The organism is Streptomyces sp. NPDC043876 (assembly GCF_056435825.1).
In genome coordinates this window covers 1-2,269 of record NZ_JBWKDV010000059.1, presented here as the reverse complement: position 1 = coordinate 2,269, position 2,269 = coordinate 1, and the positions used below count along the sequence as shown (strand labels likewise).

The 2,269-nt window shown below is 67.5% G+C and carries 1 protein-coding gene and 1 pseudogene; both read right to left on the bottom strand.

Annotated elements, in window-relative coordinates:
- Nucleotides 1-304: 304 nt before the first annotated feature.
- Nucleotides 305-928 (bottom strand): annotated as a pseudogene (locus tag AC0693_RS38710) (maleylpyruvate isomerase N-terminal domain-containing protein); the annotation flags it as partial.
- A 641-nt stretch (nt 929-1,569) separates the two neighbouring features.
- On the bottom strand, nt 1,570-1,923 hold the full coding sequence (locus AC0693_RS38705) for a hypothetical protein (protein WP_478743392.1): 354 nt from the start codon (nt 1,921-1,923) through the stop codon (nt 1,570-1,572).
- Between the last annotated feature and the right edge of the window lie 346 nt (nt 1,924-2,269).

Sequence of the window (2,269 nt, the reverse complement as noted above, 5' to 3'; positions counted from 1 at the left end):
TTCCTCCGGGCTTCGTTCTTCGTTTCCGACTCTATCAGACTCTCTCGTGTCCGATTCCCGGTCGAAGCGGGATCCTGCTTTTCGCTTTCCAGGTTCCCGCTTTCGCGTTTCCCTTTCCGGCGAGTCCGACTCTATCAGAAGTTTCGGACCGGTTCTCCCGGCGTTCACATCTGAAAAAGAGCGGAGCACACCCCTGATGGATTTCAATTCCATGGGAGGGGGGTGGTGAGACTCTAAACCATCGCTGTCGAACTTGTCCAGTTCGAGGCAACCGTTCGACTCTACCCAGCCGCCCCACCCGTGTCAACGCCCCCAGTGCGAGCGCCTCGCCCTCGTCCGCAGCCTGGCGCCCCGTACCGACCAACAGCACGTCCGCGTCGGAGAACGACGACGGGAACGCCTCGCCGGCGATCGCCTCCAGCAGCTCGCGCGACCGCGCGAGACCCCCCTCAGGCGGCCCCGCCACATCCGGGAGGTGCGCCACCAGGTCGAGGTGGTGCAGCGTCCACTCCAGGACGTACGCACGGAGGTAGTCCCCCGCGGTGAGCACCTGGTCCTTCGTGCCGACCCGCCCCGCCTGATCCGCGAGCCCGGCAGCACGCCCCGCGGCCGCCCCCAGGTCGTCCAGGTGGAACTTGAGCAGCCAAGGCTCCTCGTACGCCGCCGCCAGCCGCACCACGAGCGCAGCAAGCGGATCGTCCCCGGCCGGCTCCTCCACGACGTCCCAGTAACTCACCGCGTCCCGGGTCGGCTCGTCCTCCACAGGAGTGGCCAAGGTGATCAGCACGTCCTGGGCATCGATGACCAGATGACACACCAGATCCCGAACCAACCACCCGGCACACCCGGAAGGCCGCCCGAAGTCCTCATCCCCAAGCCCCGCAACCGCGCCCCGCAACGCCGCCCAAGACCGCAAGAACTCATCCATCCCGGCAACCTACCCCCGCCCCCTACCCCGAGCCGGAGCAAACCCGAACCGAGGAGTGCGGCCCCTCGGTCACCCAGCACGCTGCCGGCCGATGCCCATCAGAAGTACGGAAACGGGATCCGGCACCTGGTGCTCATGGAGTCGGGCACATCCGCCGGACCCGGAGCCCTGGCGGGCGCCGTGGAGGAGGTGGGAGGAGACCAACCCGGAGGAGGCGGCGGCCCACGGCACCTACGCTCCGGTCCACGCCCTGCCCAACAGCGCACCCGGCGCGACCGCGACGCCCATCCTGGCCGGGTCGGGTCTGTGCACCCCCGCCCCGGACGCCGACAGGATCCGTCCGCTCGCTGAGCAGGGCTGTGTGATCCGTCTGCCGGTCCGACGCTTCATCTGAGGGTGAGCGGACTGCCAGCGCAGGACGTTCCTCGGACCGTTCTCCCGGCTGGCAGCCCAACTGCGCTGCGGCGCCACCCGGATGACTTGTGACGGAGGCCCAAGGCATTGTCCGTGCGGGCCAGTGCAAGGAGGCCGCGCCGGCCTGAAGGATGTCCTAACACGCTGCCTTCGCACTCCACCTGGGCCCGCGGGCGACTCAAGGCCTCGGCCGGACCGAGATCATCACGCCGGAACGGCCGGAACGGTCAGCGGAACTCGTGGAGTACCTGGATCTCTCCGACGATATGGGCGTTGAAGTCGTCCAGCTCCTCAGCCGGAACCCAGAGCTCGAGAATCGTCTGGCCGCCGGCCTGCTGGACGGGATACCGGCTCAGGAAATCCGACTCGACCTCGAAACGGGTGACGAAGCCCGCGCCGTCGTGCTTCACGTTCCAGTCCCGGGCGATCCTGATCGCGTAGTCCTCGTTCAGAACCGGGTAGAAGATCGGCTGCTCGGGCAGCCTGGGCGGCCAGGCACGCCAGTTCAGCTCCCGAACCAGCTCCAGCTCCTTGGTGCCAACAGGGCGCCACAGGGTCGTCGTTGTCAGCTGGCTGGTCATGTGTATCGCTCTCCTTCAGTGGTAACGGCCGGGTGGACCCATGGGTGCGTCGAGGACGTCGAGGAGCTTGCGGACCTCGCGGGTCCCGCTCGACGACATCGCTCGCATCACGCTCTCGAGCAGGGCACGGCCTTCGAAGAGGAGAGGCGGTCGAAGGACGGCCTCGAGCGGTCGGGCTGCTGTCGTTCCGGTATGCCGGCCCGGACGTGTCCTGGCCGTCTACGCGGCATGGGCCTTTCGGGTGGTCGTCGGGTCCGGAACGCAGAAAAGCCCCGCACCATAAGGTGCGGGGCTTTCCCACAATAATTGTTCGGCGGCGTCCTACTCTCCCACAGGGTCCCCCCTG

Bases quoted from the DNA above. Each gene is read 5' to 3' on its own strand.
- AC0693_RS38705 (WP_478743392.1), bottom strand. From the start codon at position 1,923: ATGACCAGCCAGCTGACAACGACGACCCTGTGGCGCCCTGTTGGCACC.